At 71.6% G+C, this 26884-nt stretch carries 28 protein-coding genes; 16 read left to right on the top strand and 12 right to left on the bottom strand.

Annotated elements, in window-relative coordinates:
- The first annotated feature begins 85 nt into the window (after positions 1-85).
- From lptF to rsmA, 6 genes are read left to right on the top strand one after another with little or no spacing between them, the layout of a single operon-like run.
- Positions 86-1228, top strand: a complete 1143-nt coding sequence (lptF, locus tag AB6A69_RS01850; RefSeq protein ID WP_371054919.1) for an LPS export ABC transporter permease LptF — start codon at positions 86-88, stop codon at positions 1226-1228.
- Positions 1225-2313 carry an LPS export ABC transporter permease LptG gene (lptG, locus tag AB6A69_RS01845; protein WP_371054918.1) on the top strand — a complete coding sequence of 363 codons (1089 nt, stop codon included), beginning with the start codon at positions 1225-1227 and terminating at the stop codon, positions 2311-2313. Before lptF ends, lptG begins: the two co-directional genes overlap by 4 nt.
- Entirely contained in the window at positions 2313-4436 is a 2124-nt protein-coding gene (locus AB6A69_RS01840) for an LPS-assembly protein LptD (protein WP_371059411.1), read from the top strand. Before lptG ends, AB6A69_RS01840 begins: the two co-directional genes overlap by 1 nt.
- On the top strand, positions 4427-5665 hold the full coding sequence (locus AB6A69_RS01835) for a peptidylprolyl isomerase (protein WP_371054916.1): 1239 nt from the start codon (positions 4427-4429) through the stop codon (positions 5663-5665). The genes AB6A69_RS01840 and AB6A69_RS01835 overlap by 10 nt, the downstream gene beginning before the upstream one ends.
- Positions 5662-6633 carry a 4-hydroxythreonine-4-phosphate dehydrogenase PdxA gene (gene pdxA, locus AB6A69_RS01830; protein WP_371059409.1) on the top strand — a complete coding sequence of 324 codons (972 nt, stop codon included), beginning with the start codon at positions 5662-5664 and terminating at the stop codon, positions 6631-6633. Before AB6A69_RS01835 ends, pdxA begins: the two co-directional genes overlap by 4 nt.
- Before the next feature lie 40 nt (positions 6634-6673).
- Positions 6674-7525, top strand: a complete 852-nt coding sequence (rsmA, locus tag AB6A69_RS01825) for a 16S rRNA (adenine(1518)-N(6)/adenine(1519)-N(6))-dimethyltransferase RsmA (protein WP_371059407.1) — start codon at positions 6674-6676, stop codon at positions 7523-7525.
- Between the two features lie 4 nt (positions 7526-7529).
- Here the strand turns inward: rsmA and AB6A69_RS01820 are convergent, their stop codons facing one another.
- The 3 genes from AB6A69_RS01820 to prfA form a co-directional block, all read right to left on the bottom strand.
- The gene (locus AB6A69_RS01820) at positions 7530-8078 is read right to left on the bottom strand and encodes a DUF4167 domain-containing protein (protein ID WP_371054913.1); all 549 of its coding nucleotides are present in this window, start codon (positions 8076-8078) and stop codon (positions 7530-7532) included.
- 227 nt (positions 8079-8305) lie between these two features.
- Positions 8306-9139 (bottom strand): peptide chain release factor N(5)-glutamine methyltransferase, encoded by an 834-nt coding sequence (gene prmC / locus AB6A69_RS01815; RefSeq protein WP_371054912.1) that lies wholly within the window; start codon positions 9137-9139, stop codon positions 8306-8308.
- Positions 9136-10185, bottom strand: coding sequence for a peptide chain release factor 1 (gene prfA, locus AB6A69_RS01810; protein WP_371059406.1), 1050 nt, complete (start codon positions 10183-10185; stop codon positions 9136-9138). Before prfA ends, prmC begins: the two co-directional genes overlap by 4 nt.
- Before the next feature lie 62 nt (positions 10186-10247).
- On the opposite strand from prfA, the gene AB6A69_RS01805 reads away from it, so the two are divergent.
- On the top strand, positions 10248-10505 hold the full coding sequence (locus tag AB6A69_RS01805) for a hypothetical protein (protein WP_371059405.1): 258 nt from the start codon (positions 10248-10250) through the stop codon (positions 10503-10505).
- Here AB6A69_RS01805 and AB6A69_RS01800 read toward each other — a convergent pair.
- The 3 genes from AB6A69_RS01800 to AB6A69_RS01790 form a co-directional block, all read right to left on the bottom strand.
- Positions 10502-10936, bottom strand: coding sequence for a DUF1499 domain-containing protein (locus AB6A69_RS01800; protein ID WP_371059404.1), 435 nt, complete (start codon positions 10934-10936; stop codon positions 10502-10504). The two genes, AB6A69_RS01805 and AB6A69_RS01800, sit on opposite strands and share 4 nt — an antisense overlap.
- Before the next feature lie 69 nt (positions 10937-11005).
- Complete coding sequence (gene speB / locus AB6A69_RS01795; RefSeq protein ID WP_371059403.1) at positions 11006-11977, bottom strand: agmatinase; 972 nt, start codon at positions 11975-11977, stop codon at positions 11006-11008.
- 3 nt (positions 11978-11980) lie between these two features.
- Positions 11981-13144, bottom strand: a complete 1164-nt coding sequence (locus AB6A69_RS01790; RefSeq protein ID WP_371059402.1) for a M20 aminoacylase family protein — start codon at positions 13142-13144, stop codon at positions 11981-11983.
- A 63-nt stretch (positions 13145-13207) separates the two neighbouring features.
- On the opposite strand from AB6A69_RS01790, the gene mazG reads away from it, so the two are divergent.
- The 3 genes from mazG (at position 13208) to AB6A69_RS01775 (ending at position 15506) form a co-directional block, all read left to right on the top strand.
- Positions 13208-14032 carry a nucleoside triphosphate pyrophosphohydrolase gene (gene mazG, locus AB6A69_RS01785; protein WP_371059401.1) on the top strand — a complete coding sequence of 275 codons (825 nt, stop codon included), beginning with the start codon at positions 13208-13210 and terminating at the stop codon, positions 14030-14032.
- Positions 14033-14115: 83 nt separating this feature from the next.
- Entirely contained in the window at positions 14116-15057 is a 942-nt protein-coding gene (locus tag AB6A69_RS01780; protein ID WP_371059400.1) for a nucleoside hydrolase, read from the top strand.
- Complete coding sequence (locus tag AB6A69_RS01775; protein WP_371059399.1) at positions 15054-15506, top strand: N-acetyltransferase family protein; 453 nt, start codon at positions 15054-15056, stop codon at positions 15504-15506. Before AB6A69_RS01780 ends, AB6A69_RS01775 begins: the two co-directional genes overlap by 4 nt.
- A gap of 153 nt (positions 15507-15659) precedes the next feature.
- Here the strand turns inward: AB6A69_RS01775 and AB6A69_RS01770 are convergent, their stop codons facing one another.
- Complete coding sequence (locus tag AB6A69_RS01770) at positions 15660-16196, bottom strand: CBS domain-containing protein (protein ID WP_371054904.1); 537 nt, start codon at positions 16194-16196, stop codon at positions 15660-15662.
- A 123-nt stretch (positions 16197-16319) separates the two neighbouring features.
- On the opposite strand from AB6A69_RS01770, the gene AB6A69_RS01765 reads away from it, so the two are divergent.
- Positions 16320-17738 carry a YdiU family protein gene (locus AB6A69_RS01765; RefSeq protein WP_371059398.1) on the top strand — a complete coding sequence of 473 codons (1419 nt, stop codon included), beginning with the start codon at positions 16320-16322 and terminating at the stop codon, positions 17736-17738.
- Between the two features lie 91 nt (positions 17739-17829).
- On the opposite strand, the gene AB6A69_RS01760 is transcribed toward AB6A69_RS01765, so the two are convergent.
- Complete coding sequence (locus tag AB6A69_RS01760; protein ID WP_371059397.1) at positions 17830-18723, bottom strand: DMT family transporter; 894 nt, start codon at positions 18721-18723, stop codon at positions 17830-17832.
- A gap of 153 nt (positions 18724-18876) precedes the next feature.
- Between AB6A69_RS01760 and AB6A69_RS01755 the strand changes: the two genes are divergently transcribed.
- From AB6A69_RS01755 to AB6A69_RS01740, 4 genes are all read left to right on the top strand, one after another.
- Positions 18877-19302 (top strand): Fur family transcriptional regulator, encoded by a 426-nt coding sequence (locus AB6A69_RS01755; protein WP_371036447.1) that lies wholly within the window; start codon positions 18877-18879, stop codon positions 19300-19302.
- A 66-nt stretch (positions 19303-19368) separates the two neighbouring features.
- A complete protein-coding gene (locus tag AB6A69_RS01750) occupies positions 19369-20292 on the top strand; it encodes a DMT family transporter (RefSeq protein WP_371059396.1) in 924 nt (307 codons plus the stop codon).
- 92 nt (positions 20293-20384) lie between these two features.
- Positions 20385-21659 (top strand): phosphopyruvate hydratase, encoded by a 1275-nt coding sequence (eno, locus tag AB6A69_RS01745; protein WP_371059395.1) that lies wholly within the window; start codon positions 20385-20387, stop codon positions 21657-21659.
- 110 nt (positions 21660-21769) lie between these two features.
- Complete coding sequence (locus AB6A69_RS01740) at positions 21770-21925, top strand: hypothetical protein (RefSeq protein ID WP_371059394.1); 156 nt, start codon at positions 21770-21772, stop codon at positions 21923-21925.
- 302 nt (positions 21926-22227) lie between these two features.
- On the opposite strand, the gene AB6A69_RS01735 is transcribed toward AB6A69_RS01740, so the two are convergent.
- Positions 22228-22425 (bottom strand): hypothetical protein, encoded by a 198-nt coding sequence (locus AB6A69_RS01735; protein WP_371036451.1) that lies wholly within the window; start codon positions 22423-22425, stop codon positions 22228-22230.
- Positions 22426-22611: 186 nt separating this feature from the next.
- On the opposite strand from AB6A69_RS01735, the gene AB6A69_RS01730 reads away from it, so the two are divergent.
- Complete coding sequence (locus tag AB6A69_RS01730; RefSeq protein ID WP_371059393.1) at positions 22612-23088, top strand: acyl-CoA thioesterase; 477 nt, start codon at positions 22612-22614, stop codon at positions 23086-23088.
- A gap of 34 nt (positions 23089-23122) precedes the next feature.
- Here AB6A69_RS01730 and pgi read toward each other — a convergent pair whose 3' ends face one another.
- From pgi to zwf, 3 genes are read right to left on the bottom strand one after another with little or no spacing between them, the layout of a single operon-like run.
- Entirely contained in the window at positions 23123-24760 is a 1638-nt protein-coding gene (gene pgi, locus AB6A69_RS01725; protein WP_371059392.1) for a glucose-6-phosphate isomerase, read from the bottom strand.
- A complete protein-coding gene (gene pgl, locus AB6A69_RS01720; protein ID WP_371059391.1) occupies positions 24757-25428 on the bottom strand; it encodes a 6-phosphogluconolactonase in 672 nt (223 codons plus the stop codon). The genes pgi and pgl overlap by 4 nt, the downstream gene beginning before the upstream one ends.
- The gene (gene zwf, locus AB6A69_RS01715; protein WP_371059390.1) at positions 25425-26855 is read right to left on the bottom strand and encodes a glucose-6-phosphate dehydrogenase; all 1431 of its coding nucleotides are present in this window, start codon (positions 26853-26855) and stop codon (positions 25425-25427) included. The genes pgl and zwf overlap by 4 nt, the downstream gene beginning before the upstream one ends.
- Positions 26856-26884: the final 29 nt, after the last annotated feature.

The raw sequence follows: 26884 nt of genomic DNA, 5'->3' as shown, positions 1-26884 counted from the left end.
GCGCCGGCTCTGCCAGATAGCAGTTTCAGGCCGCGGGCCTTTCCGATAGGACTGAGCGCGGCGCGGTTGCCGTCTGGGGGGACGCTTGGCCCGTTTCGACCGTTACATGCTGTCGCAGCTCATGGTGCTGTTCGGCTTCTTCGCGCTCGTTCTGGTCTCCGTCTACTGGGTGAACCAGGCGGTGCAGCTTTTCGACCGGCTGATCGCGGCGGGTCATTCCGCGACCGTGGTGCTGGAGTTCACGCTGCTCAGCCTGCCCAAGGTGGTCGGACAGGTGATGCCGCTTTCGGCCTTCGCGGCCGCGGTCTACGTCACCAACCGGCTTTCCAACGAGAGCGAGCTGACGGTGGTGCAGGCCACGGGCTACTCGCCCTGGCGCCTCGCCCGGCCCGTGGCGGTCTACGGCCTCATCCTCGCGGCGATGACCGCGGCGCTGAGCCACGTGCTGATCCCGGCCAGCGGCGCGCAGTTCGCCCAGCGCGAGGCCGAGATCGCCGAATCCCTCTCGGCCAAGCTTTTCCGCGAGGGCGTCTTCCTCAACCCGTCCGAGGGCGTGACCTTCTACATCCGCGAGATCACGCCCGCGGGCGAGCTGCGCGACGTCTACCTCTCGGACCGCCGGCGCGCCGACCGGCCGGTGACCTACACCGCCGAGCGCGCCTTCCTGCTGCGCGAGGACGCGGCCACGCGGCTGGTGATGGTCGACGGCATGGCGCAGACGCTCTTCCGGGCCGACAGGCGCCTGTCCACCACGAGCTTCGACGAGCTGGCCTACGATGTCAGCAGCCTCGTCGCCGCGCGCGGGCCGCCGCGTCCCAACGTGCGCACCCTTTCGACCCTCGCGCTGCTCGGCGACCCCGGGCGCGCCGCCGGGATCACCGGCCAGGACGTGGGCCGCGTGCTGCAGGAGGCGCATCTGCGCTTCACCGAGCCGCTGCTCGTGGCGGTGGCCGCGCTCATCGGCTTCTCGACCCTCGTGGCCGGCGGTTTCAGCCGGCTCGGCATGGGCCGGCGGATCGCGCTCGCCATCTTTCTTCTGGTGCTGGTGGAGGTCGCCAAGGGCGCCGTCGTGACCCCGGTTCGGAACAATCCCGCGCTCTGGCCCGCGGTCTATCTGCCTGCGGCGCTGGGTTTCGCGATCTCGGCATGGATGCTCTGGCAGGCGGCGCGGCCCCGGCGGCGGCGCAGGGTCCGCGCGCCCGACCCGGCGGAGGGCGCGGCGGCATGATCCTGCATCTCTACTTCGCGCGGCGCTTCGCGCAGCTTTTCGGCGGGCTCCTGCTCGTCTTCTTCCTGTTTCTGGGCCTCATCGACATGGTGGAGCAGCTGCGCCGCTTCGAGGAGGCCGGTTTCGGCGAGATCATGAAGATCACGCTGCTGAACATGCCGCAGGTGCTTTACCAGTTCCTGCCGCTGGTGATGATCCTGTCGGCCATCGGCCTCTTCCTGGGTCTCTCGCGGTCCTCGGAGCTGGTGGTCACCCGTGCGGCGGGACGCTCCGGCCTCACCGCGCTTCTGGGTCCGCTCGTCGTGGCCGCCCTGATCGGCGCCGCGACGCTGACCCTGGGCAATCCGCTCGTCGCGGCCACTTCGGAGCGCTACGCCGAGTTGCGCGAAAGATACGGTGGCGGCGGGTCGGTCATCTCGATCGGGCGCGAGGGCCTCTGGTTGCGCCAGGGCGGCGCCAGCGGGCAGACGGTGATCCGCGCCGACCGCGCCAATGCCGACGCCACCGTGCTTTACGACGTGAGCTTCGTCTCCTACGCGCCGGGCGGCGGGCCGGTCCGCCGGATCGAGGCCGCCCGCGCCGAGCTCGGCGACGGGGCCTGGGAGCTTTCGCAGGCGAAGGACTGGCCGCTCGCCACCGGCACCAACCCGGAGGCGGCGGCGACGGTGCACGACCGCCTCACCCTGCCCTCCACGCTCACCCGCGAAGGCATCCGGGACAGCTTCGGCCAGCCCGCCTCGGTCTCGATCTGGCACCTGCCCGCCTTCATCTCGACGCTGGAAGAGGCGGGCTTCTCGGCGCGGCGCCACGCGGTGTGGTTCCAGATGGAACTTTCCCGGCCGCTCTTCCTGATCTCGATGATGATGGTGGGGGCGGCCTTCACCATGCGCCACGCCCGCGCGGGCCGCACGGGGCTTTTCGTGCTGGCCGCGGTGATGCTGGGCTTCGGACTCTACTACATCCGCAATTTCGCGCAGATCCTCGGCGAAAGCGGGCAGCTTGCGCCCTGGCTCGCGGCCTGGACGCCGCCCCTCGCCTCTGTCTTGCTGGCGATGGGCGTGCTGCTGAACATGGAGGAAGGCTGATGCGGGCCGCGGTCTGGCGGCGTGCGCGGGCGTTTCTCGCCGCGGCGTTTCTCGCCGGCCCGGCGGCGGCGCAGGACGAGCCCGTGTTCCTGGTCGCCGACCGGGTCTTCTTGCAGGACAACGACACGCTCGTCGCGGAAGGCGACGTCGAGGCGCTTCAGGGCGACGTCCGGCTCAGCGCCTCGCGGCTGCGCTACGACGGCGCCGCCGGGCGGCTGGTCGTGGAAGGCCCGATCCGGATCGAGGATCCCGAGAGCGGCGCGGTGATCCTCGCCGACGCGGCCGATCTGGACGAGGGGCTGCGCGACGGGCTGATCGCCGGCGCGCGGCTGGTCCTCGACCGCCAGCTCCAGCTCGCCAGCGCGCAGTTGACCCGCGTCCGCGGCCGCTACTCGATGATGGCGCGCACGGCCGTGACCTCCTGCCAGGTCTGCGGCGACGAGCCGCCGCTCTGGCAGATCCGCGCGCGGCGCGTGATCCACGACGAAAAGGCCCGCCAGATCTACTTCGACGACGCGCAGTTGCGGGTGCTGGACGTGCCGGTGCTCTACCTGCCCCGCCTGCGCCTGCCCGATCCGACGCTGGAGCGGGCGCGCGGTTTTCTCTTTCCCCGGGTGCGCAACACCGAGCGGCTGGGCTTCGGGCTGAAGATACCCTATTTCATTCCCGTCGGCCCGCACCAGGACGTGACGCTCACGCCCTACCTGTCGTCGGATACGCGCACGCTGGAGCTGCGCTACCGCCGCGCCTTCGCGGATGGCGACATGCAGATCGACGCGGCGGCGAGCCGCGACAGCCTCGGCCGGGACGGCTTGCGCGGCTATGTCATCGGCGCGGGCGAGACCGGCCTGCCGCGCGGCTATCGGCTGCGCTTCGCCATCGAGGCGGTCAGCGACCGCGCCTACCTCAACGATTACGGCTATGCCGACAAGGACCGGCTGCGCAGCGGGCTAACGCTGTCGCGCGTGCGCGACCGGGACTATCTGGAGGCAGGCTTCAGCTACTACCAGACCCTGCGCGACGGCGAGAGCAACTCCACCCAGCCCACCCGCACCGCCAACATTCTCTATGAGCGGCTGATGCGGCCCGCCGCGATCGGCGGGCTGGCGCGGCTCGGCCTGTCCGCGCACAGCCATTTCCGCACGTCGGACGCCGACGTGCTGGGCCGCGACATGGCGCGCCTGACCGCCGAACTCGACTGGGAACGGCGCTGGACCGGGCCGGCCGGCCTGCGCGCGGGGCTGCGCGCCGGCCTCGCGGTCGATCGCCTCGATGTCGCGCAGGACAGCACCGGGGCCGGGGCCGACACGGTCGTGACGCCCGCGCTCGGCGCAGAGCTTCGCTGGCCGCTGGTGCGGACCGAGAGCGGCGGAGCGCGCCAGCTTCTCGAACCCGTGGCGATGATCGCCTGGTCGGGCGGGGATCGCGCGGACATCGCCCCCGAAGAAAGCACGCTGCCCGAATTCGACGAGGCGAACCTGCTGGCGCTCTCCCGCTTTCCGGCCGCGGACCGGCGCGAGCGCGGCCTGCGCGGGGCCGCCGGGCTGCGCTGGGTGCGCGAGGACCCGGACGGGTGGAGCGCGGGCCTCGTGCTCGGGCGCGTCTGGCGCGACGATCCCGACGCGGCCTTCACCACGGCCTCCGGCCTCGACGGCGGCGCCTCGGATTGGCTGGTCGCGGGCCAGCTCGAGCTGGCCGAGGGGCTTTCCCTGCAGGCGCGCGGTCTCTTCGCCACGCTGGGAGACGTCAACAAGGCCGAAGCGCGCGGCACCTGGAGCACCGACCGGCTGGGGCTCGGCGCGAGCTACCTGCTGCTGCCGGCCGATGCGGCCGAGGCGCGCCCCAGCGCGATATCGGAATGGAGCTTCGACGCCGACTATCGCCTCAGCCGGCACTGGACGGGCAGCGCGGAGTGGCGCTACGACATCGCCGGAAGACGCCCCGCGCGCGCGAAACTGGGCCTTGCCTACCGCAACGAGTGTCTGGAGGTCGCGCTTTCCGCCTCGCGGAACTATGCCAGCTCCGCTAGTCTCGAACCCGATACGGATTTCGGGCTGACGATCGCGCTCAAAGGTTATAGCACGGGTGGCAGCGCCAAGGAGTACCGACGCAGATGCAACTGAAATCGCTCATCGAACCGGCGCGGCGGATGGCACTCGCGCTGGCAGCCGCGGTCGCCCTCGCCGCTCCACTCGCGGCGCAGGGACTCTTCGCGCCCGCCATCATCGTCGACGACCAGGTGATCACGCGTTACGAACTCCAGCAGCGCGAGCGGTTCCTCGTCCTGCTCAACGCCCCCGGCAACCCGGCCGAGCAGGCCCGCGAGCAGCTGATCGACGACCGGCTCAAGCTGGCAGAGGTGCGCCGCGCGGGCCTTCTGCCCACCGAGGAACAGATCGCCGAAGGCGTGACGGAATTCGCCGGCCGCGCGAACCTCTCGCCCGACGAGCTGGTGCAGGCCCTCGAAGCGAGCGGCGTGGCCCAGGAGACGCTGGTGGACTTCGTGCGCGCGGGCATCGGCTGGCGTAACCTCGTGCGGGCCCGCTTCGCCGGGCGCGCCGAGGTGAGCGAGGGCGAGATCGACCGCGCCATCGGCGGCGACGGAGCGGGCAACGTCCGCGTCAGGCTGGCCGAGATCATCCTTCCGCTGGACCCGGCCCGGCAGGACGAGATCCGCGCCCGCGCCGGCGAGATTTCCCGATACACCACCGAGGCCCAGTTCTCCGAGGCGGCGCGCCGCTTCTCGGCCGCGCCCTCCGCCCGCTCCGGCGGACAGCTTCCCTGGCAGGAGCTCACGCGGCTGCCGCCGGGGCTGCGGCCGCTGATCCTGGCGCTCGGGCCGGGCGATGTCTCGGACCCGATCCCGCTGGACGGCGCGATCGCCCTCTTCCAGCTGCGCGACATCGAGGAGACGGAGTATACCGCGCCCGACTACGCGGCGATCGAATACGCGAGCTACCTCATCCCGGGCGGCCGCACCGAGGCCGCGCTGGCCGAAGCCGCACGCGTCCGCGCCGCGGTCGACCGCTGCGACGACCTTTACGGCGTCAATCTCGGCCAGCCCGACGAGCGGCTCGAGCGCGTCAGCCTGCCGCCCGACGAGGTGCCGCGCGACGTCGCGCTGGAACTCTCGCGGCTCGACGACGGCGAGATCTCGACCGCCCTGACCCGGCGCGACGCCGCGGGCAACGCGAACCTCGTTCTGCTGATGCTCTGCGGCCGCACGCCGGAGATCGCGGAGGACGTCTCGCGCGAGGAGATCGAGATCGGGCTCAGGAACCGGCGCCTGGCCTCCTACGCCGACAGCCTGCTGCAGCAGCTGCGCTCCGAGGCGCGCATCGTAGAGCCATGACCGCACCGCCCGTGGCCGTCAGCTGCGGCGAGCCCGCAGGGATCGGGCCCGAACTTGCGGCCCGGGCATGGCAGGCGCTGGGCGCCACGCGCCCCTTCTTCCTGATCGGCGATCCGGGGCATCTGCCGCCAGGCACGCCCACAACCGAGATCGACGCGCCGGAAGAGGCCGCGGAGGCGTCGCGGCACGGTCTGCCGGTGCTGCGCCTGCCCTTCCCGGCCCCGGCGCGCCCCGGCCGGCCCGATCCCGCCAACGCCGCCGCGGTGATCGAGGCCATCGCCCTGGGCGTCCGGCTGGTGCGGGGCGGCCGCGCCCGCGCGCTCTGCACGCTGCCGATCCAGAAATCCGTGCTGGCCGAGGGCGCGGGCTTCGCCTTTCCCGGCCACACCGAGTATCTCGCCGCGCTGGGCGAGGTGGATTGCGTGGCGATGATGCTGGTCTCGCCAGAGTTGCGGGTGGTGCCCGCCACGATCCATATCCCGCTTTCCGAGGTGCCCCGCGCCCTCACGCCCGAGGTGCTGGAAAGCGCGATCCGGCTGACCCATGACGGGCTGATGCGCCTTTTCGGTATCGCGCACCCCCGTATCGCGGTCACGGGCCTCAACCCCCACGCCGGCGAGGCGGGGCGCATGGGCCGCGAGGAGATCGCGTGGATCTCCCCCCTGCTCGAGCGCCTGCGCGAGGAGGGGCTCGATCTTTCGGGGCCGCGCCCGGCCGACACGATGTTCCACGCCGCCGCGCGGGCGGGCTACGACGCGGCGGTGGCGATGTATCACGACCAGGCGCTGATCCCGATCAAGACGCTCGACTTCGACCGCGGCGTGAACCTGACGCTGGGCCTGCCCTTCCTGCGCACCTCGCCCGATCACGGCACGGCGCTCGACATCGCGGGCACGGGCCGCGCGAACCCCGCCTCTACCCTCGCCGCGCTCGACCTCGCCTGGCGCCTGTCCGGCGGGGCGGCATGACCGGCGCGGGCACGCGCCGGACGCGGGCGGCGCAAGCGGCATGAGCGCCATCGACGACCTGCCCCCGCTGCGCGAGGTGATCGCCCGCCACGGGCTCTCGGCGCGCAAGGCGCTCGGCCAGAACTTCCTTCTGGATCTGAACCTCACAGCCAGGATCGCGCGCGCGGCGGGCGATCTGTCGGGCGCGGATGTGCTCGAGGTGGGGCCCGGCCCCGGCGGGCTCACGCGCGGGCTTCTGGCCGAGGGCGCGCGGCGCGTGCTGGCCGTCGAAAAGGACGCCCGCTGCCTGCCCGCCCTGGAAGAGATCGCCGCCGCCTATCCGGGCCGGCTGACCGTCATTCACGGCGACGCGCTGGAGGTGGATCCCCTCGCCCATCTCTCGAGGCCGGTGAAGGTGGTCGCGAACCTGCCCTACAACGTGGGCACCGAGCTTCTGGTGCGCTGGCTCACGCCGAAGGTCTGGCCGCCCTTCTGGGACAGCCTGACCCTGATGTTCCAGCGCGAGGTCGCAGAGCGCATCGTGGCGCCTCCCGGCTCCAGGACCTACGGGCGGCTCGCGGTGCTGGCGCAGTGGCGCGCCGAGGCGCGGATCGTCATGCAGCTTCCACCGGCGGCGTTCACGCCCCCGCCCAAGGTGTCCTCGGCGGTGGTGCGGCTCGAGGCGCTGCCGGCGCCGCGGTACCCCGCCGACCCGGCGGTGCTGAGCCGCGTCGTGGCGATGGCGTTCGGGCAGCGCCGCAAGATGCTGCGCTCCGCGCTCAAGGGGCTTGGCCCGGACGTGGGCGATCTGCTCTCGGCGGCAGGCATCGCGCCGACGGCGCGGGCCGAGGATATCGGGTTGGAGGCGTTCTGCGCGCTGGCGCGCGCCGTGGCCGCGCGGGACCGGGGCTGAGGCGCTACTCCGCGGCCTCCTGCGAGCCGCCACCACCGCCGTCGCGGCCCGACGAGCCGCCATCCTGCGATCCTTCGGAGCGCTGTTCGGAGCGCGGCTTGCGGCTGCGGCGCGGCTTCGGGCGGCTCTCGGGCGTCTCGACGAGGCCGCTCTCACCCTCTCCGCCGGTCTGCGGCTTGTCCTGCGAGGGGGTTTCGCCGCCACCCTCGCCGCCGCCCTGCGCGGCCTCGCGCTCGGCACGCTCGCGGTCGCGCTGCGCCTGGCGTTCGCGATTCTCGCGCTCCTGCTGCTCGCGGCGGGCTTCCTGCTCGCGCTGCGCTTCGGAGAGCAGGCGCAGGTAATGTTCCGCGTGCTGCTGGAAGTTCTCGGTCGCGACACGGTCGTTGGACAGCTGCGCGTCGCGGGCGAGCTGGTTGTACTTGTCGATGATCTGCTGGGGGGTGCCGCGCACCTTGCCCTCTGGTCCCGAACTGTCGAACACGCGGTTGACCACGTTGCCCACGGAACGGGAGCGGTTCGACTTCGACCGCGACCTTGCTTTGGAAGATCTCATGTAGCTCTTGTCCAGCCTGTTTCGGTTTTGCCGCTTCGCGCCGTCATGCGGATGTGCCGCGCCGCTTCATGGATCGGAAGAGCGGATTGTCTGGCTTGGCGTGCGACCGGGACGAGCCCCTAGGGTGTCCACTGCCGCGACTACGCCTTGTGTAACCATGTCGGCGCGGTCGAGACAAGGGGGAAATCCGGCCCGCTTGCGGATTTACGCCGGTTTTCAGGCAGAAATCACGCCGGGCAACGCGCCGACACGACGCGATCCCTGTCATCGAGATCGGCATGCACGGTGATGTCTTCAAGACCCGCCGCCGCGAAAAGACCCGCGACCGCGTCGCCCTGCGTCGGTCCGATCTCCACGGCCAGGCGCCCGCCCGCCGCGAGGTGCCCCGGGGCGCCCGCGGCGATGGCGCGGTAGGCGTCGAGCCCGTCGCCGCCCGGGCAGAGTGCCTGCGGCGGATCGTGGAGCCGCACCTCGGGCGCGAGATCGGCAAGCTCCGCCTCGGCGATGTAGGGCGGGTTCGACACGACCAGGTCGAAGCGGCCGGTCACATCGGCGAACCAGTCGCTTTCGACGAGCCGGAGCCGGTCGGCCACCCCGTGCCGCGTCGCGTTGGCCCGCGCGATGGCGAGCGCCGCGGCGCTGATGTCGGTCGCCACGCCCCGCGCGCCGGGCCATTCCGCGAGGAGAGAGACGGCGAGGATGCCGCTGCCGGTGCCCAGGTCGAGGATCCGCCGGGCGGGCGACATCAGCGCGATGGCAAGCAGCGTCTCGGTCTCGGGACGCGGATCGAGCACGGCGTCGCCGACCTTGAAATCGCGGCCCCAGAACACGCGCCGCCCGAGGATGCGTGCCACCGGGCGGCGGGCCGCGCGGGCGTTCAGCATCTTCAGGAACCGCTCTTGCGTCTCCGGCGGCACCGGGTCCGGCCCCATCGCGCCGACCCGCCCCGCCTCGACGCCGAGGGCGCCCGCCAGAAGCCGCCGCGCGTCGCGCGCCGCACCCTCGATCCCCGCCAGGCGGAGCTGCGCCGTGCCGCGCGCCAGCGCCTCGGTGACGGTCATCCCTCCATCTCGGCCAGCTCCGCCGCCTGCGCGTCGGCGATCAGCGCGTCGATCACCTCGTCGAGGTCCCCGGCGAGGATCTGGTCGAGCTTGTAGAGCGTCAGGTTGATGCGGTGGTCGGTCATCCGCCCCTGGGGGAAGTTGTAGGTGCGGATGCGTTCCGACCGGTCGCCCGAGCCGACCTGCGCCTTGCGCGCGCTGGCGCGCGCGTCCGCTGCGCGACGGCGCTCGATATCGAAGAGCCGCGCCTTCAACACCTGCATGGCGATCTCGCGGTTGCGGTGCTGGGACTTCTCCGAACTCGTGACCACGATGCCCGTGGGCAGATGGGTGATCCGGACCGCCGAATCGGTCGTATTCACGTGCTGCCCGCCCGCGCCCGAGCTGCGCATGGTGTCGATGCGCAGCTCGGCCGGGTCGATGGAAACGTCCACATCCTCGGCCTGCGGCAACACCGCGACGGTCGCCGCCGAGGTGTGGATGCGCCCGCCCGATTCCGTGGCCGGCACGCGCTGCACGCGGTGGACGCCGGATTCGTACTTGAGCCGGGCGAAGACGCCCTCCCCCTTCACCTGCGCCACCAGCTCGCGGATGCCGCCGAGCTCGCTTTCCTGCTGCTCGACGACCTCGAAGCTCCAGCCCTTCGCCTCTGCGTAGCGCTGGTACATGCGCATGAGATCGGCCGCGAAGAGCGCCGCCTCCTCGCCCCCGGTGCCGGGCCGGATCTCCAGCATGGCGGGGCGCGCGTCGGCCGCGTCGCGCGGCAGGAGGGCCAGCCGGAGCGCCTGCTCCGCCTCGGGCAGCTCCGCCTCGAGGCGCGCGATCTCCTCGCGCGCGAGCCCGGCCATGTCGGGGTCGTCCAGAAGCGCCTGCGCCTCCGCCAGGTCCGCGCGAAGCTTTCGCCACGCCTCGATCTCGGCCACGATCGGGCGCAGCTCGGCATATTCCCGGCCCAGGCGCGCAAGGTCGCCGCCGCCCTCCGCCATGCGCGCCTCCAGGTACTGGAAGCGCTGCAAGATCTGCTCGAGCCTGTCGGTGGGGATCATACCGCTCTGTCCCCCATCGCGCGGGTCTGGTCAAGACCGCGCGATTTGCTACACTCGACGCCATGCGCGTGCTCGTGCTTCCCGTCTGCTGGCTCGCCGCCGGCCCGTCGCTCGCCGAGGGGCCCACCGCCACGCCCGGCGCGCCAACCCCCTCTGCCGCCACGGACTGCTACTGCACCGACAGCACCGGCGGGCGGGTCGAGCTGGGCGAGAGCATCTGCCTGACCGTGGACGGCCGCAGCTTCATCGCCCAGTGCCAGATGTCGCTCAACAATCCGATGTGGCGCGAGATATCGGAAGGGTGCGCCCCGTCCTCCTAGGAGGCGAGGCCGGCCTTTGACAGCCATCCGTCCACCCGCGCCTTGTTGACCCCGAGATCGGACTGCCCGAAGCGAAGCCGCCCGTGGACGACGAGATCCTCGCCGTCGAGGGCCACGGTCGTGTAGTCGGGAAAGCCGAAGACCCGCGAGCGCGAGACGTAGGTGATCCGTCCCTCCTGCGGCGATCCGGCCAGCACCCGCGTGCGCGGCGCGGCGCGTGCCACCCGGTCGAAGGCGGCGAGCCCTTCCGCGCCCGCGCCCGCGACGCGCCGCTTCACGCCGCCCGGCAGATCCTCGTTCCCGTCCACCTGCGGCACAGCGTGCCACCGCGCGACGTCGGTGGGCGCGAAGCGCACCCACGCCGCGACATTCACCACGACGAGCAGCACCAGCACCGCGAACCAGAACAAGATCTTCAGAACGCCTGTCATCGCCGGCCTCCGCCCCGCTTCATCATTCCCACCCCGTCTGCCGCGCCGGGAGCACGCGGCGCAAGGCCCTCACAGCCCTTTCGAGCGAGCCTGCCCGATCAGGCAGAGCATCTCGGTCGCCACATGCGCGCCCGCCACCGCCGTCGCGCCGGTGGTGTCGAAGGGCGGCGAGACCTCGACGACGTCGCCGCCCCGCAGGTCGATCCCCGCGAGGTCGCGCAGGATCGCCGCCGCCTGCCAGCTCGCCAGCCCGCCCCAGACGGGCGTGCCGGTGCCGGGCGCGAAGGCCGGGTCGAGCGCGTCGATGTCGAAGCTGAGATAGACCGGCGCGTCGCCCAGGATGCGGCGCACCTTGGCGACCGTGTCGGCGACGGGGTTCTCGTGGACCTCGCGCGCGTCGATGATCGGGATGCCCAGCGTGTCCGGATTGTAGGTCCGGATGCCGATCTGGACCGAGCGCGCCGGGTCGATGCAGCCCGCCTTCACCGCCTTGTAGAACATCGTGCCATGGTCGATGCGGTCCATGTCGTCATCGGCCCAGGTGTCGGTGTGGGCGTCGAAATGCAGAAGCGACATCGGCCCGAAGACCTCGGCGTAAGCCTTCAGAATCGGGAAGGAAATATAGTGATCGCCGCCCAGCGCCACGCTCGCCGCGCCAGCCTCGAGGATGGTGCGGATATGGGCGGTCAGCGCGTCGGGAAACTCCGCCACCCGGGCATAGTCGAAGGCGAGATCGCCGTAATCCGCGATGGCGAGGTCCTGCATGGGATCGTAGCCGCCCCAGCCCCAGGGCGGATCGTAGGGCTGGAGGCAGCTCGCCTCGCGGATCGCCCGCGGCCCGAGCCGGGTGCCGGGGCGGTTCGTCACCGACTGGTCGAAGGGCACGCCCGTCACCGCCACGTCCACGCCCGAAAGATCCTTCGTGTAGCGGCGCCGCAGGAAGGACACCGCGCCACCGTAGGTGTTCTCGAAGCTGTTGCCCTTCAGTTCCTCCCGGGTGAAGGCGTGGTCCACCTGCCGTTTCGCGTCCTCGAGCGCCATGTCTCACCCCAGCGGAAGCGCGCGCTCGACGATCCGGGCCAGCAGCGAGGCCCCGACCGGCGCGATGCGGTCGTTGAAATCATAGGCCGGGTGGTGGCACATCGGCGTGTCGCCCTGCCCGACCAGCAGGTAGGCCCCCGGTCGCGCCCCGAGCATGTAGGCGAAATCCTCCGCCCCCATGCTGGCGGGCGTGTCGGTCTCCACCGCGTCCTCCCCGACGATCTCGCGCGCGACGTCCGCGGCGAAGGCGGCCTCGCGGGCATGGTTCACGGTTGCGGGATACCAGCGCTGGTAGTCGATCTGCGGCGTCACGCCATAGGCCGCGGCGATCCCCGTGACGACCTCGCGCACCCGCCGCTCCGCCCAGTCGCGCAGCGCGGGGTCGAAACTGCGCACCGTCCCGGCGAGCGCCGCCGTCTCGGGCACCACGTTCGTCGCCGTGCCGGCCTGCAGCCGGGTCACCGCGACGACGAGTTCGGCGCTCGGGTCGGCCTCCGTCGCAGCGAGGCTGCGCAGCGCCTGCGCGATCGCGGTGAGCGGCGGAATCGGGTCCACCGTCTCGTGGGGCCGTGCGGCGTGCCCGCCCTTGCCCTTCAGCGTCACCACGTAGTCGTCCACCGCCGCCATGATCGGCCCCGCACGGGTGGCGACATGGCCCTCGGGCAGGCCCGGGCGGTTGTGCAGCGCATAGACCTCGCGCACGTCGAACCGGTCGAGCACGCCGTCTTCGACCATCACGCCGCCGCCGCCGCCGTCCTCCTCGGCGGGCTGGAAGATCAGCACGGCGCGTCCTGCGAAGTTGCGCGTCTCGGCGAGGTAGCGCGCCGCGCCGAGCAGCATCGAGGTGTGCCCGTCATGGCCGCAGGCGTGCATCCGCCCCGGCGTCTCCGACGCCCAGGCCGCACCGCTCATCTCGTCCATGGGCAGCGCGTCCATGTCCGCGCGCAGGCCCACGCCGGGCCCCTCGGCGCGGCCCCGGATCACCGCCACGACGCCGGTTTCCGCGATGCCCTCGTGCAGCTCGTCCACGCCGATCCCGCGCAGCGTCGCTGCCACGAAACCGGCGGTGTCGTGGCAGTCGAATCCGATCTCGGGCCGGGCGTGCAGGTAGCGCCGCCAAGCCGTCATGTCCTCGGCCAGGCCGGCGATGCGGTTGATCACGGGCATGCGCTGGACTCCCCACCTCTCTCGGGTCAGGGTCCACTCAACCGCAAACCGGACAGAGCCGCAATGCCCCACGACCCGAACGACGCGCTCATCCACGATCCCCGGGGCGGCGTGCCGCGCCTCAAGGCGATCATGGCCCGCCTCCGCGACCCGGAGCGGGGCTGCCCGTGGGACGTGGAGCAGGATTTCGCCTCCATCGCGCCCTACACGATCGAGGAGGCCTACGAGGTCGCCGACGCCATCGAGCGCGGCGCCTGGGACGAGCTGGAGGGCGAGCTCGGGGACCTTCTGCTCCAGGTGATCTTTCACGCGCAAATCGCTGATGAAAAGGGGCTTTTCGATTTCGACTCCGTGGCCGACCGGATCTCGGAGAAGATGATCGCGCGCCACCCCCACGTCTTCGGGGACGATAGCCGCGACAAGTCCGCCGAGCAGCAGACCCGCGACTGGGAGGCGATCAAGGCCGCCGAGCGCGCGGCGAAGAACGCCCATGGCGTGCTCGACGACGTGGCGGTGGGGCTGCCCGCGCTCCTGCGCGCCGTGAAGCTGCAGAAGCGCGCGGCGCGGGTGGGCTTCGACTGGCCGGAAACGGGCCAGGTCCTCGACAAGATCGCCGAGGAGGCGCGCGAACTCGTGGAGGCGCGCGACACCCTTGGACCCGACGAGATCGAGGCGGAGATGGGCGATCTGCTCTTCGTGATGGCGAATCTCGCCCGCCACCTCGAGGTGGACCCGGAGGCGGCGCTCCGCCGCGCCAACGCCAAGTTCACGCGCCGTTTCCGCGCCATCGAGGCGGCGCTGGCCGCCGAGGGGCGGCGGCCGGAGGACTCCACTCTCGACGAGATGGACGCGCTCTGGGACCGGGCGAAGGCCCTCGAACGGCGCTGAGCCGCCCATCGGCCGCGAGGCCCGTTGCGGGCCGGCCGCGGCTCTGACACTAAGGCCGCGTCAGCGACACAAAGGTCCGCGCCATGCCGCCCCGCCGCATCATCATCGACACTGATCCGGGCCAGGACGACGCCGTGGCGATCCTGCTCGCGCTGGCGAGCCCGGAAGAGATCGAGGTGCTGGGGATAACGGCGGTGGCGGGCAACGTGCCGCTGCCGCTCACCGCGCGGAACGCGCGCGTCGTCTGCGAGCTCGCCGGGCGGCGGGACATACCGGTCCTCGCGGGCTGCGAGCGCCCGCTCGGCCGCGCGCTCGTCACCGCCGAGCACGTGCACGGCAGGACGGGGCTCGACGGGCCGGTGCTGCCGGAGCCCACCATGCCGCTGCAGGACGCCCATGCGGTCGATTTCATCGTCGAGACGCTGCGCGCGGAGGCCCCGGGCACCGTCACGCTCTGCCCTCTCGGACCGCTCACCAACATCGCCACCGCGTTCCGGCAGGCCCCCGACATCGTGGACCGGGTGGCCGGGATCGTTCTCATGGGCGGGGCCTATTTCGAGGTGGGCAACATCACGCCGGCGGCCGAGTTCAACATCTACGTCGACCCCGAAGCCGCTGATATCGTGTTAAGATCCGGCGCTCCGCTCACGGTGATGCCGCTCGACGTCACGCATAAGGCGCTCGTGACCCGGCCGCGGAACGAGGCCTTCCGCGCCATCGGCACCCCGGTGGGTCGCGCCGTCGCCGAGATGACCGACTTCTTCGAGCGCTTCGACAAGGCGAAATACGGCTCCGAGGGCGCGCCGCTGCACGATCCCTGCGTCACCGCCTACCTGATCCGGCCCGAGCTCTTCTCCGGGCGGTTCGTCAACGTGGAGGTCGAGACCGTCTCGGAGCTGACCATGGGAATGACGGTGGCCGACTGGTGGGGCGTCACCGACCGCGCGCCCAACGCGACCTTCATGGGCGGGCTGGACGCGCCGGGCTTCTTCGCGCTCCTGACCGAACGGCTGGCGCGGCTGTGAACGGCGCGGCGCTTCATCTCGCCCGGCCCGAGGATCTCGAGCGGGTGCTGCCGCTGGTCGCGGCGATGCACGCCGAGCTGGGCATCTCGCAGACCGACGAGGCGCGCCGCGCCGCGCTCGCCCCGCTGCTCGAGGGCTCGCCCCACGGCGCCGTCTACCTCATCGGGCCGCAGCGCGCGCCCATCGGCTATCTCGTCGTGACCTTCGGATGGTCCGTGGCGTTCGGCGGCATGGACGGGTCCGTGGACGAGATCTTCATCCGTCCCGGCGTGCGCGGGCGCGGCATCGCCTCGGAGGTGCTGGGCGCACTCTGCCGCGCGCTGAAGGCCGCCGGCCTCAAGGCGATCCACATCGAGGTGGACCGGCAGGACGAGGCCGCGCGCCGCCTCTACGGCCGGTGCCGTTTCGAGGCGCGCGAGCCGAGCATGCGCATGACACGGCGGCTCTGACGCAAGGCGGTTTCGAAACCGCCTCGGGCACACACCCGCACGTCTCGCAGGACCGGGCGTACGACGCGCCCTTTTACGGCGGGCGGCGGAACTGCCCTGCCCGCGCCGTCCTCACGGCCTGGCGCGAAGCGGTTTCGAAACCGCTTCGCCCGCCTAGAGGCTGCCGACCACGATCACCATCAGCACCGAGTAGAGCATGATGCCCCCGCCGATCAGCCACAGCGCATGATTGCGCGCAAAGCTCGCCTTGGTGAGTTCCCGCGCCTGGTAGATGAGGTCGGGCCACGTGTAGGAGACGAAATCCCCCTGGGTGAACACCGCCACCACGCGGCCCTCGTCGTCGACGACGGGCAGGCGCCGGAACCGTTCGTTCGACATGATCCGAAGCCAGTCGACCACGTCGTCGGTGGCGCGCGCGACACGCGGCTCGCGGGTCATCACCTCGGCGAGCGTCGTGGCCTGCGCGTCACGGCGCTCGTTGACGACACGGCGCATGACGTCGCGTTCGGTCACCACGCCGGTCAGCTTGCCGTCCTCGCCGATGACCATGACAGAGCCGAAATTCCGGTCGCACATGGCCGCCACGGCCTCCGCCACGCTTGCGCTTTCGGGAAAGGTGAGCGGCCGCGATTTCGAGGCGAACTCGGGCCTGTCTTGCAATTGCATCCGCGCATGGGTCGTCGCGCTCATGGAGTTCTCCTTTGCGTCCATCTCTTGGCACCCGAGTCTAGGGCACGGGCGCGCAGGACCAAACAGGCGCGTCGGGGGCGGGCCGGGCTGGCGCACGGGCCGGCGCGAGCCTAGGTTCGGTGCATGACGCTTTCGATCCCCTTCGACAACAGCTACGCCCGGCTGCCCGCCCAGTTCCACGCGCGCCTCGCGCCCGAGCCGGTGCGCGCGCCCCATCTTCTGGCCTTCAACCGCCCGCTGGCCCAGGAGCTCGGCATCGCCTGGGACGACGCCGAGGAGCTTGCCCGCGTGTTCGGCGGCAACGCCGTGCCCGAAGGCGCCGACCCGCTCGCCCAGCTTTACGCGGGCCACCAGTTCGGCCAGTACAACCCGCAGCTGGGCGACGGGCGCGCGATCCTGCTGGGCGAGGTGGTGGACCGCGCCGGGCGGCGGCGCGACATCCAGCTCAAGGGGTCGGGGCGCACGCCCTATTCGCGCATGGGTGACGGGCGCGCCTGGTTCGGCCCGGTGCTGCGCGAATACGTCGTGTCCGAAGCGATGCACGCGCTCGGCATCCCCACGACACGGGCGCTTGCCGCCGTCTCCACCGGAGAGCCCGTCTTGCGCGAGCAGGTGCTGCCCGGCGCCGTGCTCACCCGCGTCGCCGCGAGCCACATCCGCGTCGGCACCTTCCAGGTCTTCGCCGCCCGGCGGGATATCGCGTCGCTCCGCCGCCTCTTCGACTACACCGTGGCGCGCCACTACCCCGAGGCCGCGGACCCCCAGGCGCTTCTCGACGCGGTGATCGCCGCCCAGGCGCGGCTCGTCGCGCAATGGATGTCGGTGGGCTTCATCCACGGCGTGATGAACACCGACAACTGCGCGCTCTCAGGCGAGACGATCGATTACGGCCCCTGCGCCTTCGTGGACGACTACCACCCCGACACGGTGTTCTCGTCCATCGACCGGATGGGGCGCTACGCCTACGCCAACCAGCCGCGGATCATCGTGTGGAACATGGCGCAGCTCGCCACCGCGCTCGTGCCGCTCATGCCCGACGAGGAGGCCGCGATCGAGGGCTTCACGCGCTCGGTCCACGCCATGCCAGCGCGGATCGAGGCGGAATGGCTCGCCCGCTTCCGCGCCAAGATCGGGCTCTCGACCGAGGCGGAGGGGGATCTGGACCTCGTCTCGGGGCTTCTCGACCTCATGGCGCGGGACGGAGCGGACTTCACCAACACGTTCCGGGCGCTCGCCACGGGCGACGCGCGCGACCAGTTCACCGACCGAGCGGAGTTCGACGCATGGGCCGCGCGGTGGCAGGCGCGCCTCGAGGCGGAAGAGGAGGATCCCGAGGCGGTGATGCGGGCCGCGAACCCGGCCGTGATCCCCCGCAACCACCGCATCGAGGAGATGATCGACGCGGCCCTCGGCGGCGACATGGCGCCCTTCGAGGCCCTGATGCAGGCGCTCTCGCGGCCCTACGAGGCACCGGAGGACCCGGCCCTCACCCGTCCGCCCAAGGCCTCGGAACGGGTGCAGGCGACGTTTTGCGGAACCTGACGGGCGACAGCCGCACCGCGCCCGACAGGGCCTCCCCGCAGCCGCCCGCCGCAAGCCGAATGAGGGGCGGCGGGGCCGCGTCGCCCCGGCCCTAACCCGCCACGGGCCCACGCGGGCGGTTCACGAGCCAGAGCCCCGCCGCCACCAGCGCGAGGGCGGCCAGGATCGAGGGCCCCACCGGCTCGGCCAGGAGCGCCCAGCCGAGCAGCACCGAGAAGACCGGCGCGAGGAAGCTGAAGGAGGCCACGCCGGAGGCTGGATAGACCGAGATCAGCCAGAACCAGAACAGGAAGCCCGCGCTGGCGATGGCCAGGATCTGGAAGGCGAGGCCCGCCAGGTGCTCCGGCCCCGGATCGCGCAAAAGCGGCCCGAAGAGCGGCGCCAGCGCGAGGAGAAGCGGCACAGAGACCGCGAGCTGCCAGAAGAGCTGCATCTCCGGGCGCTGGCGCGAGAGCGCCGAGAGCCGCACGGTGAGCGCGATGCCCGCCCAGCCCAGTGCCCCCGCGAGCGCGAGCAGATCGCCGGCGAGCGACGCCTGCCCCCCGCCCCGGTCCGCGAGCGCGACCGCCACGCCCGCGAGCGCGAGCGCGAGCTCCGCGAGCCGGCGCCCGTCCAGCCGCTCCCCCGGCAGCAGCACATGCGCGGCGAGCGCCAGCCAGACCGGCATGCTGTAGAAGACGATGCCCGCGCGCGCGACGGTGGTGCGATCGAGGGCGAGGAAGAGCGCGGTGAACTCGACGGCGAAAAGCCCGCCCACCAGCACGCCGCCCGCCCAGCTCTCGCGCGGCAGCGAGAGCGGGATGCCCCGAAGCCGCATCCAGAAAAGCAGCACCAGCACCGCGCCCGCCGATCGCAGCCCCGCCGCGAAGACCGGCTGAAAGCCGTCGTTCGTGAGCTTGATGATCACCTGGTTGACGGCGAGGAGCAGGGAAAACCCCACCAGCATCGCGGCCCCGGCCGCGTCGATCCCCGCCTTGCGCTCCATGCGCGCCAAAGGACCCGGCCCGCAGGGCGGCGTCAAGCCGACGCGCCCGAGGGGGGCACGGCGGGCTTCTGACCGCGGCCGGGCGGAAGGGCTTTATTCCACGCGCCCACCGGCTTAAATGCTTGGCACCCGGAGTCCGAGGCGGAGGCGCCGATGCCCCATTCCATCATCGACCGATGCGAAGCCCAGGGGCTGCGGATGACCGGCCAGCGCCGCATCATCGCCGCCGTGCTCGAGGAGGCCGAGGATCACCCCGATGTCGAGGAGCTCTACGCCCGGGCGGCGGACCGCGACGGCGCGATCTCGCTTGCCACGGTTTACCGCACCGTGAAGCTCTTCGAGGAGGCGGGCATCCTCGAGAAGGTCGATTTCGGCGACGGGCGCGCCCGCTACGAGGACGCCGAGCGCGCGCATCACGACCACCTGATCGACATGCACTCGGGCGAGGTGATCGAGTTCGTGGACCCCGAGATCGAGGCCTTGCAGGAGAAGATCGCCGAGCGGCTGGGCTACCGGCTCAAGGGCCACAAGCTCGAACTCTACGGCGTGCCGCTCGGCCGCGGGCGGCGCAAGGGCTGAGCCCCGGTTCCGCCGGGACTTCCCCTTCCGCGCGAAAAGGCGTAGCGCCCGCGCGGGAGGTGGCCCATGACGGAGAACCTGCGCGGCATCGCGCTCATGGTGGCGGCGATGGCCGCCTTCGCGGTCGAGGACATGCTCATCAAGAAGATGGGCGCGGCGCTGCCGCCCGGGCAGATCCTCGTCTTTCTGGGCCTGGGCGGTTCGGCGGGATTCGCGCTCATGGCCGCCTACCGGCGCGAGCGGGTGATCTCGCCCGCCTTCCTGTCGCGCACCGTGATGCTTCGGAACCTGGGCGAAATCCTCGGCACGGTGGGCTTCGTCACCGCCATCGTGCTGACGCCCCTCTCCTCGGCCTCGGCGATTCTCCAGGCCATGCCGCTCGCGGTGACGCTGGGCGCGGCGCTCTTCCTCGGCGAGCCGGTGGGCTGGCGGCGCTGGAGCGCGATCGGCGTGGGCTTTCTCGGCGTGCTGCTCATCATCCGGCCCGGCCTTCAGGGGTTCGAGCCCGCCTCGCTCTTCGCGGTGCTGGGTGTGGCGGGGCTCGCGCTCCGCGATCTCGCCACCCGCGCGGTGCCGCGGGACGTCTCCACGCTGGTGCTCTCGGCCTGGGGATTCGCCATGCTCGTGCCCACGGGCGCGGCGCTCCTGGCTCTTTCGGGCGGGGCCACGGTGCCGCAGGCGGCGGCGATGGGGCAGATGGTGCTCGCCATCGGGTTCGGGATCGCTGGCTATTACGCGATCACGCAGGCCATGCGCTCGGGCGACATCGCGGTCGTCACGCCCTTCCGTTACAGCCGCCTTCTCTTCGCGCTGGTGATCGGCATCTGGGTCTTCGGCGAGCGGCCCGACGCGATGACCTTTGCCGGCGCCGCGCTGGTGATCGGCTCGGGGCTCTACACGCTCCTGCGCGAGGCGCGGCTCGGCCGGCGGCGCGGCGCGCTCACCGCCGCGCCCGAGGCGGTGGGCCGCCAGCCCCGCCCGCCGCGCTGACGCGGGGCGGCGATGTTTGCGCAACCGGTCCCTGTTCGCGCCGCTGCGAAGGGTGCTAAAGGCGGACGCGACGCAGCCACGAGGGACGGCCCATGACAACGATCATCGACATCCACGCGCGCGAGATCCTCGACAGCCGCGGCAACCCCACCGTGGAGGTGGACGTGACGCTGGAGGACGGCACGCTGGGCCGCGCCGCGGTGCCTTCGGGCGCCTCCACCGGCGCGCACGAGGCGGTGGAGCGGCGCGACGGCGAGGCCGAGCGCTATCTCGGCAAGGGCGTGCGCGAGGCCGTGGCCGCGGTGAACGGCGAGATCGCCGACGCGCTGGTGGGCAGCGACGCCACCGAGCAGGTCGAGATCGACACGGCGATGGTCGAACTCGACGGCACGCCGAACAAGGGCCGGCTGGGCGCCAACGCGATTCTCGGCGTCTCCCTCGCCACGGCGAAGGCCGCCGCGGATGCCTGCGCCCTGCCGCTCTACCGCTACGTGGGCGGCACGCAGGCCCGTATCCTGCCGGTGCCGATGATGAACATCGTCAACGGCGGCGAGCACGCCAACAACCCGATCGACGTGCAGGAGTTCATGATCATGCCCGTGGCCGCGCCCAGCCTGTCGGAGGCGGTGCGCTGGGGCGCGGAGGTGTTCCACACGCTGAAGAAGGAGCTTGCTGCGGCGGGGCTTTCGACCTCGGTGGGCGACGAGGGCGGCTTCGCGCCCGACCTCGCCTCCACCCGCGCGGCGCTCGACGTCATCCTGAAATCCATCGAGACCGCCGGCTACCGGCCCGGCGAGGACATCTTCCTCGCGCTCGACTGCGCCGCCACCGAATACTTCAAGGACGGGCGGTATATCCTTTCGGGTGAAGGAAAAACCCTGACGGCGGAAGAGAACGTCACCTGGCTTTCCGGGCTTTGCGACGACTATCCGATCATCTCCATCGAGGACGGCTGCGCCGAGGACGACTGGGAGGGCTGGTCCGCGCTCACCGAGGCGCTCGGCGACCGCGTGCAGCTCGTGGGCGACGACCTCTTCGTCACCAACCCCGAGCGGCTGGCCATGGGCATCGCGCGCGGCGCAGGCAATGCGATGCTCGTCAAGGTGAACCAGATCGGCACCCTGACGGAGACCCTGCGCGCGGTGGAAATGGCGCACCGCGCGGGCATGCGCAACGTGATGTCCCACCGCTCGGGCGAGACCGAGGACACCACCATCGCCGATCTCGCCGTGGCCACGAATTGCGGGCAGATCAAGACGGGCAGCCTCGCGCGCTCCGACCGGCTGGCGAAATACAACCAGCTGATCCGGATCGAGGAGGGGCTGGGCGCGGCCGCGGAATATGCCGGGCGCTCCGTCCTGCGGTGACGACGGCCCGCGGCAATCGGTCGCAGGCAATATCGACTTGCCATGGGGAATTTCTGCTAGCTTGACGTAGGGTCAGGTTTATCCGCCCAAGTTCATCGCAAGGCGATCCCATGCTCTCGCGCCTGAGGCTTCTGGTTTTTCTCGTCGCTGCAACGGGGGGCGCCTGTTCGGGTGCGCCCGACAGCTATGCCCTGTCGCGTCAGGCGCCCGACCCCGATGACCCGGTCCACACCCTCGAGGCACGGCGCCTCTCGCCGCCGGGCTAGAGGCCCTTGACGCGCCCGGATCGCGAGCCCCGTCTCCTCACCAGGACTTGATCCCGGTCAAGTCGCCGAAACGGCGTCCGGTTCAAAGTCCCCGAGCGCCCCCGAAGGCGCCCCGGATACCGAAACGGAGGAGATCGACACCATGTATCGTGTGCCTGCCCTGTTCGTCGCACTTGCCCTGCTGGCAGCCTGCGAAGGGCCACAGACCAATTATCCAATGTCCGGCGAGGAATGCGCGCCCGAAGATCCGGTGCGCACGCTCGATTCGCGGGAGTGCACGCCCCCCGCGTGAAGGGGCGGCGCTAGAGCACCCCGCGATAGACGGAGCGCGTGGCTTCCTGCCCGTCGAGCGCCGCGATCAGCGCGGCGCCGTCTTTCGTGGGCGCGCCGGCCGCGTCGAGCCATCCGCGGCGGTGAGCGATGTCCTTCGGGTCGTTCGCCGCCGCGCCGCAATGCCGGGCGAAGGCGAGAATTCTTCCCTTGAGCGCGTGGTCGTCCATGTCCGGTCTCCCTTGCTTGAGGCGGGACCTAGCGTGCGATCGCCGGCTGTCAGCCCATGCCCGCGCAGGCGGCAACACCGGGCGGGACACGGGGTGGCACCGGCGCATCCGCGGCGCGCCCGAAAACGGCGGGCAAGGGCCGGGCGGGCTTGCCGCGCGTGGCCGGGCACGGCAAGAGTTGCGCCCATGGACCTGCGCTATCACGCCCCGCTCAGCCCGGAAGAGCAGACGGCCCACGGCCTGCCCGAGCCCTGGCCGCTGGCCATGGCCGACCGTGTCCGGTTCTGCGAGATCGACATGCTGCGCCACGTCAACAACGCCGCCTACATGGCGTGGTTCGAGACGATCCGGATCCGCTATTTCCAGGAGTGGGGCCTCTCGCAGTACCGGGCGGAGGATCCGCGCATCGTGATCCGCCGCGCAGAGATCGACTATTTCGCCGAGATGGTGATGGACGAAAGCTATATCGTCACCGCGCGTTGCGGCAGCTTCCGGCGGACGAGCTTCACGCTCCTGAACGAGATCTGGGCGGGCGGGACGAAGCGCGCGGGCTTTTCCTGCGTGATCGTCACGCTGGAGCCCGACGGCTCGGCCAAGCGCGCATTGCCGCAAGCGCTTATCACCCGCTTCCGCGAGGTGGACGGCGCCCGGCCGGCGGGCTGAGCGCGGACGGCCCGGCGCGCGAGGCGTGGGCCACTCAGCCCCGCCCCTGCCCCGTGAGGTAGCCTACGAGCTGGCGGGTGGAGCCGTCCTTGCTCTCCGCGCTCTCTCGCGCCTCGAGCACGGGCCCGAGCGCCGTGGCAAGCTCCTTGCCGAGTTCCACGCCCCATTGGTCGAAGGAGTTGATGCCGAGGATCACGCCCTCGGCGAAGACGCGATGCTCGTAGAGCGCGAGGATGCGCCCCAGCATCTCCGGGGTGAGCTTTGGGTAGGCCAGCGTCACCGAGGGTCGGTCGCCCGGAAAGACCCGGTGGCGCGCCTGCCGTTCGAGCTCGTCCCCCTCGAAACGGTCGGCGAGCCGCGCGCGCGCCTCCGCCAGCGTCCGGCCGCGCATCAGCGCCTCGGACTGGGCGAGGCAGTTGGCCACGAGCAGCCGGTGGTGATGCGCAAGCGCCGGCTCGTGCCCCTCGGCCGCCAGCAGGAACTCGCAGGGCACGACCTCGGTGCCCTGGTGGACGGACTGCATGAAGGCGTGCTGCCCGTTGGTGCCGGGCTCGCCCCAGATCACCGGGCCCGCGGGGCGCGCGAGGTCCGATCCGTCCATCGCCACCCGCTTGCCGTTCGATTCCATCTCGAGCTGCTGAAGATAGGCGGGCAGCCGGGCCAGACGCTCGTCGTAGGGCAGCACGGCGCGGGTCGCGTGCCCGCAGACCTGCGCGTGCCAGATGCCGGTGAGCGCCAGCAGAAGCGGCATGTTCGCCTCGGGCGCGGCCTCGAGGAAATGGCGATCCATCCAGCGCGCGCCCGCGAGGAAATCCCGGAACCGCGCGGGGCCGATGGCGATCATCAGGCTGAGCCCGATCGGCCCCCAGACGGAATAACGCCCGCCCACCCAGTCGGCGAAGGGGAAGACGCGCGCCTCGGGGATGCCGAAGGCGGCCGTGCGCGCCATCGCGGTGGAGAGCGCCGCGACCTGCGCCGCCGGATCGGCGACCGCTTCGGCCATCCAGGCGCGCGCCGTCTCGGCGTTGGTCATGGTCTCGACGGTGGTGAAGGTCTTGGAGGCCACGATGACGAGCGTGCGTGCCGGGTCGAGCGGGGCGAGCGTGTCGGCGATGTCCGCCCCGTCCACGTTGGAGACGAAATGGCAGCGCGGCCCGTCATGGTAGGGCGCGAGCGCGCGCACCGCCATCGCCGGGCCGAGATCGGAGCCCCCGATGCCGATGTTCACGACATCCGCCACCGCCCCGCCCGCGGCCTCGAACCGGCCCGTGCGCACGTCCTCCGCGAAGCGTTCCATGCGCGAAAGAACCGACCGGATGCCGGGGCGCACATCCGCCCCGTCCACGATCAGCGGCGGGCCGTCGGGATCGCGGAGCGCGGTGTGGAGCGCGGCGCGTCCCTCCGTCGCGTTCACGGGCTCGCCCGCCATCATCGCCCGGGCGCGCGCCGCCACGCCCGCCCCGGCGGCGAGGTCGAGAAGCCCCGCCCGCGCCTCGGCGTCGATCGCCGTCTTGGAGTAGTCGAAAAGCATCCCGCCCGCCCGGGCCGAGAAGCGCGCGGCGCGGTCGGGATCGGCCGCGAAGAGATCGAGGATGCGCCGCCCCGCGGCCTCCGCCCGGAGCGCCTGCAGCCTGTCCCAGGCGCCCTGCGGCGCGCCCGGTGCGCCGCTCACGGCGCCCAGTGGACGGTCATCCCGTCCATCACCGCCGCCACGGGCGCCTCGCGCGGGTCGCGCTTCACCGAGGCGTCGAGCATCGCGCGCTTCTCCTCCCCGGTGATGACGAGGTGCTTCGCGAGCGCCCCCGCCAGCACCGGCACCGTCATGGTGAGCCGCGGCTCGGGCACGCCCGGCGCGCTGATCGCGGCGAGAAGCGGCGCGTCGTCGGCGAGCGCGGCCTCGAGCCCCTCGGCGCCGGGGAAGAGCGAGGCGACATGCCCGTCCGTCCCCATGCCCAGCAGAAGCACGTCCACCGGCAGGCGCGGCGCGATCTCCTCGGTCAGCTTGGCGATCGCCTCCTCCGGCGTGGCGTCCGCCGTCACCATCGGCACCAGCCGCGCCGCTGCCGCGCGCTCCACCAGCAGCCGGTCGCGCACGAGGCGGGTGTTGGAGCGGAGGTCGTCCTCGGGCACCCAGCGCTCGTCGGTCAGGATGAGGTCCACCGCCGCCCAGTCGAGGTCGGCCGCGCAGAGATCGTCGAAGACCGGGCCCGGCGTGGTGCCCCCCGGCACCGCGAAGAGCACCCGGTCGCTGCGGTGAAGCGCGGTGTTAAGGTCCCCGGCGAGCTTCTGGGCGAGGTTCATCGCCATCATCTCGCGATCGGCGTATTCCACAAGTTTCATGGGTCTATCTCCCGCCAGCGCCGCCCATCGCGGTGCATGAGCATGAGCGAATCCACGGGGCCGGAGGATCCGATGTCGTAGGGCGCGGGCGCCTTGCCCCGTTCCTGCCACCCGGCGATCACCGGGTCGGTCCAGGCCCAGGCGGCCTCGACCTCGTCGTCGCGCATGAAGAGCGTCTGGTTGCCCCGGATCACGTCCATGATGAGCCGTTCGTAGGCGTCGGGGATCTCTTCGGCGTCCGGGCCCAGCGTCTCGGCGAAGGTCATGTCGAGCGGCACGTCGAGAAGCCGCATGCCCCCCGGCCCCGGCTCCTTGATGGTGACGTCGAGGGTCATGCCCTCGTTGGGCTGGAGCTGGATCGCGAGCACGTTGGAATGCCGCCCCGCCTCGGTCCCGAAGATCGAATGCGGCGCGTCCTTGAAGACGATCGCGATCTCGGAAGAGCGCGCCCGCAGCCGCTTGCCCGTACGTAGGTAGAAGGGCGTGCCCGCCCAGCGCCAGTTCGACACGTTGGCCTTGAGCGCGACGAAGCTCTCGGTGCGGCTTTGCGGCTGCCCCACATCCTCGCGATAGCCCGGCACCGCGCCGTCGCCCCGATACTGCCCGCGCACGATGTTGCCCGGCTCCACCGGATCGAGCGCGCGGATCACCTTGAGCTTCTCGTCGCGCACCGCGTGCGCCTCGAACCGCGCGGGCGGCTCCATCGCGATGAGGCAGAGAAGCTGCATGATGTGGTTCTGCACCATGTCGCGCATGGCGCCCGCGCGGTCGTAGTACTCCGCCCGCCCCGCCACGCCCACGGTCTCTGCCACGGTGATCTGGATGTGGTCGACGTATTGCGCGTTCCACAGCGGCTCGAACAGCGTGTTGCCGAAGCGCACCGCCATCAGGTTCTGCACCGTCTCCTTCCCGAGATAGTGATCGATCCGGTAGACCTGATCCTCGTGGAAATGCTCGGCCAGCGCCGCGTTCAGCGCCCGTGCCGAGGCGAGGTCGTGGCCGAAGGGCTTTTCCACCACGACCCGCGTGCCGGCCGCGGCGAGCCCGTGCCGTTCCACCCGCTTCGCGAGAGGCGCGAAGAGATGGGGATCGACCGAGAAGTAGAAGGCACGCAGGACGTCGGGCCGGCAGGTCGCGGCCAGCGCGTCCCATCCCGTCTCGCCCTCGGCGTCCAGCACGACGTAGTCGAGCCGCGCCAGGAAGGCGTCGCGTTCCGGGCCCTCGCCCAGCGCGCTCGCCACCTCGGCGCGCCAGCCGGCGGTGTCCATCTCGGTGCGCGCGGCGCCGATCACCCGCGCCTCCGGCGGGATCTGGCCGGCGCGGAACCGGCGGTAGAGCGCGGGCAGGATCTTGCGCATCGCAAGATCGCCGGTCGCGCCGACGATCACGAGGTCGAACGGATCGACGGGTATGACGCGCGAGACCATGGCCGGGCCCTCCGGGACGGATCGGCGTC

The sequence above is a fragment of the Rhodosalinus sp. 5P4 genome (genome assembly GCF_041365695.1).
Classification (GTDB): Bacteria; Pseudomonadota; Alphaproteobacteria; order Rhodobacterales; family Rhodobacteraceae; genus Rhodosalinus.
The sequence above is the reverse complement of the archived record's forward strand: the minus strand, read 5'-3'. Positions and strand labels throughout refer to the sequence as shown.